Genomic DNA, 6,213 nt, shown 5'->3' with positions numbered 1-6,213 from the left:
TAAGTGTTCCTATAAGCACTGGGTGTAAGCCCGGTGCTTTTTTTAAACGCTCTTGAGAAATTATGTACGTCTGAGAAGCCAAGTTCTGAAGCTATCACAGTGATATTCTTATCGCTGTCGGTTAAGTAGTAGCAGGCAGTGTCTATTTTCTGAGACATGATAAATTGCTTTAGTGATATACCACGCACTTCGCTAAAGAGATGGGATAGGTATTTGGGACTGTAGCCAAATGCGTCAGCTATATCTGTTGTTTTAAGATTTTCAGAAATGTTTATTCTGATATAGTCAGCAATATCTGAATAGATCTGCTTGCTTCCTAATGGATCTGATTCAGTTTTTTCTGCCTGCAACTGTCCGTATAGCTCAGTTAGTATAGCTGTTACTGTAGCGTTTAATGAAATGCCTGGGTAATTGTTCCTGTCAAGATCCTGAAGTTGCTTCATGTGAACAACTATTTTTGCAGGCTGTGGGACAGCAGCTTTTTGAGGCATCAGAAAACAATTAGCTCTTTGGCAGGTTTTTATATCAGAAGAATTTATTCTGGCAGGAAAAGCTCCGGTATCTACAATGAAGTGAATCCAGTAAAAGGCGCAGTAATCCTTTTTGAAACCCTCTCTATTAGAATTGCTTGGAGGGAGTATCAGATATTCTCCACTCCTTACAGTGAATTCTTCATCCATATATCTAAGATACAGTACACCTTCTGTAACTACTATCAGTTCGTAATCAAACTGAAGTCCCATCTTTGCGTGTTTCCAGTCTGATGATAAAGCGATAAATTTACCGGTTCTAAGATACTGGAACAGCTGATTGCCAGGAAAGACCATTTGCATTATTTCTTTATTCTTTTTCATTGAGTTCTCCTAAAAAAGAAGTTTTGACACTAATGATAGAAAAATGACACTAAAAATATAAAAAATGACACATATAAATGCCATATTGTCAATAATACCACGAATGTACGGCTTTTTAAATATATGTCAAAATGACACTCTTTCTATCATTGTTCCATTTTACTAAACGGGCGAAAATGCTAGCATAGATGTTACTAACAAGTAATGCATAATTGAGAGGGAAAATACAATCAAATGTGGGAATTAACAAAATTAAAAGATGTAAAGGTTACAGACAAATATTTCGATGAGGCACTTCATATTGATGTAAAGAATATGCTTTTGCTTGATCCGGACAGGCTTCTTGCAGGATTTCGTGAGACAGCCTGCATTCTCGCGGGGGAGGATGAAGAAACTACGAGTGCTTTCATGAAAAGAAAGCAGCGTTATGGCGGTGAATGGGAAGATAAGCTTATCGGCGGACATACTATGGGGCATTATCTGACAGCTCTTGCTCAGGCTGCTGTATCTCCAGCCGTTACCGGAAAAGAGCTTGAAGATGTAAAAGCGCGTCTTGACTACATGCTTGTTTCATTAAAAGAATGTCAGGAAAAGATAAAGGGAACAGAAAATGAAGGATTTATCTTTGGTGCAGGATTTCCAACAAAGGAGTTCAGAGACAATCCATTGCTTCAGTTTGAAAATGTAGAAAAAGGTCTAAGTCATCCATTCTTGGAGGCCTGGGTGCCGTGGTACACAATGCACAAGATCCTCACAGGATTAAATGCTTCTTTTAAGTACTATGGAAGTGAAACAGCCCTTGAGATTGCCAATGCTCTTGGCATCTGGATTGCCAAAAGAACTGAAGGCTGGACAGAAGATAAACATAAAAAAGTACTCAGCATAGAATATGGCGGAATGAACGACTGCCTGTATGAGCTTTATGAGATAAATAAAAGCTTAAGAGATCAGGGAAGTTCTCTATATAGCAAGGAATATGAGCGCTTTGCAGATGCTGCCCACGCCTTTGATGAGACAGAGCTTTTTGAAAGGATATTATCCGGTAAGGCAGATCTACTTAACAACGTTCACGCCAATACTACGATTCCTAAATTCATCGGCGCTCTTGCAAGATATGAAGCATTTAATTCAGAGACAAAATATCTGGAATATGCTGAAAGCTTTTGGGACCTTGTAGTTAACAAACACACCTATGTTACAGGTGGAAACAGCGAGAATGAGCACTTTGGTCAGGATAATGTACTTGACGCAGAGAGGACCAATGTAAACAACGAGACCTGCAATACTTACAACATGCTCAAGCTTTCAAGAAGGCTTTTTGCAGTGACAGGTAAAAAGAAATATCTGGATTACTCAGCAAGAACGCTTATAAATGCCATCATGGCATCACAGAACCATGAGACAGGATTTACAACCTATTTTCAGCCAATGGCTACAGGTTATCACAAGGTATTTAACACCCTTGATGGGAACTTTTGGTGCTGCACAGGAACAGGCTATGAGAATTTCACCAAGCTTCAGAGAGGCATATTCTATAAAGGCGATGAGAAACTTTTGATCTCCCTATATATAGCTTCAGAATATGTTTCTGATGACTATGTTGTCACTATGGACTGCAATTTTACAGAGTCAGACAAAGTTAATATCAGGATAAAGCCTGCAGCTGGAAAGGCGATAGCAGATGATCTCTGGCTCAGAATCCCGACCTGGAGTAAGGCTGTTCCAAGCGTAAGGCTTAATGGTAAGGAAAAAGAGCTTGGGCAAAATGAAGGCTTTTTGATCATTCCCAAAGAGGATATTGCAAGTGGAGCAGAACTGGAAGTTTACATACCATTTGGCATTACCTGCGAAAGCCTTCCTGACGGCAAGAACACCTATGCTTTCCTCTACGGCCCATATGTGCTTTCAGCAAGACTTGGGGCAAAAAAGATTATGACAAAGCCTCATGGAATAGCAGTTGTTGCTTCTGCAGGAAGAAGCGTAGACAGCGATGAAATCAGTATTGTTTCTGAAAAATCTGTTGAAGATTTTGTCGGAAATATAGATAAATATCTTATAAAAAGAGATGGAGAGACAGAATTCGACCTTATCGGAACATCAAAGCCACTTGTATTCACAACTCACTTTGATCAGTATACAGAGAGCTATGGTATCTACTGGAAATTAAAGGTCTGAATTATTTGGAGGAGTTATGCAGTTCTTTTCAGAGGAAAACGGAAAACTTATATTTAGAGGAAATGGCGAGATGCTTGTAATTGAGCCCTGGGGCAGGAACAGTCTCAGAGTAAGGAGCGTCTTTTTGGGTGATGTTATAGATCAGTCAGCAGCTCTTTTGCCACCAGATGAAAAAATGCATGAAGTCAAGGTGGTCACCCATGATGAAAAAGACACAAAAGATCCAAGAGATTCATATAGAAGTGCCAGCATTACAAATGGAAAGATCGCAGCATCATGCTATGTTCAGCCGTGGGGAGATACTCTGCAGATCGTTTACTCAGAGGTACCCTCAGGCAAGGTTTTGTTAAAAGAAATATCAAATAACGGAGCGCTTTGTACAAAGGCTAGAAGCTTTAAGAGGATCAGCGGTGATGTGTTTAAACTTCGGGCGAAATTCGAGTCTGATCCTGATGAAAAACTCTATGGAATGGGCCAGTACCAGCAGGAAAGGATGAATCTAAAGGGATGCAATCTTGAGCTTGCCCACAGGAATTCACAGGCAAGTGTGCCCTTTGTTCTTTCTGATAAGGGGTATGGATTTTTGTGGCACAATCCTGCAATTGGAGAGGTTCACTTCGGAGTTGATGTGACAGAATGGGTGGCTGAGGAGACAAAGCAGCTTGATTACTGGATCACAGCAGGTGATACACCACAAGATATCATTGAAAATTACACTTCGGTTGTTGGAAGAGCGCCAATGATGCCTGAATATGGTCTTGGTTACTGGCAGTGTAAGCTTCGCTACTTTAATCAGGAGCAGGTGCTGGAAATTGCCAGAGAGTATTACAAGAGAAAAGTTCCTGTTGATGTCCTTGTTATTGACTACTATCACTGGCTTAGATGTGGTGACTGGAAGTTTGACCCTGAGTATTTCCCTAATCCAAAAGAAATGGTGGATGAACTTACCAAAATGGGAATAAAGTGCATGGTTTCTATCTGGCCTCAGGTCGACATCAGAAGTGAAAATTATGAAGAAATGAAGCATAATGGACTTCTTGTAAAGAGCAGGAGCGGCGTGGATGTGCAGATGGTCTTCCATGGGGATAATCTCTTTATGGATGCCACCAATCCAAGAACCAGAAAATATGTATGGGAAAAGATAAAAAAGAACTATGCTGATCTGGGGATAAAGACATTCTGGCTTGATGAGGCTGAACCTGAATTTACAGGCTATGATTATGAAAACTACCAGTATTACAGTGGGTCAGTACTTGAAACAGGCAATATTTATCCAAGGGAATACGCAAGGCTTTTCTATGAAGGACAGAAGAAAAACGGACAGAACGACATAGTTAATCTTATTAGATGCGCCTGGGTAGGAAGCCAGAAGTACGGAGCACTGGTCTGGTCCGGAGATATAATGTCATCCTGGGAAGATTTCAGGAAGCAGATAGTTGCAGGACTTCAGATGGGAATAGCAGGTATCCCGTGGTGGACTACTGATATTGGAGGCTTCCATGGCGGAGATACTACAAGTGAGAAGTTCACTGAGCTTTTGCTCAGATGGTTTGAGTTTGGGTGCTTTTGCCCTGTTATGAGAATGCACGGCAGCAGACAGCCTCACAGTAAGATAATAAATAAAGCCGGCGAGGAGAGAGAAGTAACAGGAGCACCTAACGAGATCTGGAGCTATGGTGATGAAGCTTACAGAATCATGAAGGGCTATATTGGCATAAGAGAGCAGCTTCGTGACTATACGAGAAATGCCATGAAACAGGCTTCTGAATCAGGTACACCTGTGATAAGACCTCTTTTCCTTGAGTTTAGTGAGGATAAAAAGAGCTGGGATGTTACTGATGAATACATGTTTGGCGATAATCTTTTAGTTGCACCGATCTGTCACGAAGGTGAGAAGAAGAGAAAAGTTTATCTTCCAGTCGGTTGTGACTGGGTACATGCATTTACCGGAATTAAGTATCAAGGTGGATGTGATATAGAAACTGAAGCGCCAATTGATGTAATTCCGGTGTTTTACAGAACTGACAAACCGGAAACGTTTCTATTTAAATTTGAAGAGTAAAAATGGCAGTGCCCTGAACCTTTGATGGTTTGGGGCGTTTTAAACGTTTAAGTAATAGCAGTTTCCTAATAAAATTAGTGTTGCTTTATATGAAATAAGGCTGTAAAATATTTAGCGGACGCGTAATGTTTATTAATTAACAAATCCAATGTTTTTCATTTAGGAAGTGATCATATGGTATTTTTGAAGGTCATAGGCTTGGTATTACTTATTTTACTTGCATTGTACCTGCTTATGATAATGCCAAGGATAATAAACAAACCTTCAAGGGAGCCTTTTACTGGTGTCTTGTATGCACACAGAGGGCTGTTCGATAATGAGTCGGATGCTCCTGAGAATTCAATGGCTGCTTTTAAAAAGGCTGTTGATGGAGGATATGGAATAGAGTGTGACGTTCAGCTAAGTAAGGATGGAGTACCGGTTATTTTTCATGATTTTACTCTTGAGAGAGTTACCGGTCAGAAGGGCAAGGTTATCGATTATACATACGATGAGCTCTTGAATTTCAACCTTATGAACTCACAGGAAAAGATCCCCAGATTTGAAGACTTCCTTAAAATGGTTGATGGAAAGGTTCCTCTTATAGTTGAACTTAAGATAGAGAGATTTGACCTTTCTGTTTGTAACAAGGCTGATGAGCTTCTTTCAAAATATAAAGGCGTTTATTGTATCGAATCTTTTAATCCATTTGGAGTTCACTGGTACAAAAAGAACAGACCTGAGATTATGAGAGGCCAGCTTTCAGATGATTTTCATAAGGATAAGCCGGAAGAGTTTAGTGGATTGCTATATTTCCTGCTTACATATTTATTCTTCAATTTTTTGACAAGGCCTGATTTTATTGCATTTAATCACAAATATGCAGATAATATTTCCAGGAGACTCTGCAGGTACTTATATGGAACTGTTGCAGCGGCCTGGACTATAAAGTCAGAGGAACAGCTTGAAAAGGCAAAAAAAGGCTTTGATATTTTTATTTTTGATAGTTTCGTTCCGAAAAGCGGAGCTAAATTATAAATCTTTATAGTTTTGAAAGGGTAAAGGTAAAAACATGGCGAACAAGTGGGTTTATATGTTCAGCGAAGGTAACATGACAATGCGTAACCTTCTCGGTGGTAAGGG

At 40.0% G+C, this 6,213-nt stretch carries 4 protein-coding genes; 3 read left to right on the top strand and 1 reads right to left on the bottom strand.

The annotated features are described in order from the left end of the window. Positions 1–854, bottom strand: an 854-nt coding sequence (locus tag E7303_RS17785; RefSeq protein WP_292146803.1) for a helix-turn-helix domain-containing protein, incomplete at its 3' end; no start/stop codon positions are given. Positions 855–1,088: 234 nt separating this feature from the next. Between E7303_RS17785 and E7303_RS17780 the strand changes: the two genes are divergently transcribed. From E7303_RS17780 to E7303_RS17770, 3 genes are all read left to right on the top strand, one after another. Then, positions 1,089–3,029 (top strand): beta-L-arabinofuranosidase domain-containing protein, encoded by a 1,941-nt coding sequence (locus E7303_RS17780; protein WP_292146802.1) that lies wholly within the window; start codon positions 1,089–1,091, stop codon positions 3,027–3,029. A gap of 16 nt (positions 3,030–3,045) precedes the next feature. Then, on the top strand, positions 3,046–5,091 hold the full coding sequence (locus E7303_RS17775; protein WP_292146801.1) for a glycoside hydrolase family 31 protein: 2,046 nt from the start codon (positions 3,046–3,048) through the stop codon (positions 5,089–5,091). A 174-nt stretch (positions 5,092–5,265) separates the two neighbouring features. Further along, positions 5,266–6,108 carry a glycerophosphodiester phosphodiesterase family protein gene (locus E7303_RS17770; protein WP_292146800.1) on the top strand — a complete coding sequence of 281 codons (843 nt, stop codon included), beginning with the start codon at positions 5,266–5,268 and terminating at the stop codon, positions 6,106–6,108. Positions 6,109–6,213 lie beyond the last annotated feature (105 nt).

Origin of the sequence: Butyrivibrio sp., from assembly GCF_015056685.1 — a bacterium.
Lineage (GTDB): Bacteria > Bacillota > Clostridia > Lachnospirales > Lachnospiraceae > Butyrivibrio.
The sequence above is the reverse complement of the archived record's forward strand: the minus strand, read 5'-3'. Positions and strand labels throughout refer to the sequence as shown.